The 812-nt window shown below is 44.6% G+C and carries 1 protein-coding gene; it reads left to right on the top strand.

All coding sequences use genetic code 11. The features are described 5' to 3' along the window. Window positions 1–203 precede the first annotated feature (203 nt). Window positions 204–812: AAA family ATPase (locus tag AC1D0Z_RS23210; protein ID WP_477660480.1), on the top strand; the 609-nt coding region annotated here is incomplete at its 3' end.

Raw genomic sequence — 812 nt, 5'->3', positions numbered from 1 at the left:
GCACGGCCCAATCAGGCAGTTCGAGTTTCTGACCATAGCCAACTCATTAACTAACTGATACATTGTTTTGAGAATTTGAACCGTCATAAACAAAAAGCTTGGCCGGGGGAGGCTTCAATGTATGAATTCGTCAAAGATTTGCGGCTTGAAAACTCATTGCAAACATCCAATGAACGCGTGACTTTTGGTCATTCGATTGCAATATGAGAAGGGGAGTTCATCTACCCGTCATAGATCAGGTACGAATAGAGGGCTATCAAACCTATACCAGCGCGGCAAACGGGGGAGTTCTGAAGCATGAGTTTGTAGATGGAGTGAACCTAATCGTTGGAGTAAACGGTTTGGGGAAAACAACTCTATTACGAATGATGCATCGGTTGATAGCAGGCCCTTTTGAGCTGCGAACCCAAGACCAGTTAGGTCAAGCGCAACGGGAATTCAAGCCCATCAACCGGATCAGCGCACTATTCGGCGATCGCGTTCCCGATGGAGCAAAAAAAGCTACAGCGACATTGACTTTTAGTATTGGGACAAAAAAGGCTTCCATCACACGCCGTCTAGACAATTTCAAAATCAGCAAGTTTCTTGTCAATGAAAAACCGGTCTTCTCCGATCAGCTTGATTTTGAAGACCAATATCAAACTTGGTTAACTGAGGCAAGTGGATTCAGTAGCTTCTTCGATGTCCTACTTTCCCTGCACTACTTGATCTTCTTCTTTGAAGACAGGCGATCTATAGTTTGGGATGCTGATGCGCAAGATGAATTAACCAGGCTGTTTCTTTACTCAGTGGATGATGCGAAGCTATACAGA

The sequence above is a fragment of the Polaromonas sp. P1_E3 genome (assembly GCF_056405935.1).
The sequence above is the reverse complement of the archived record's forward strand: the minus strand, read 5'-3'. Positions and strand labels throughout refer to the sequence as shown.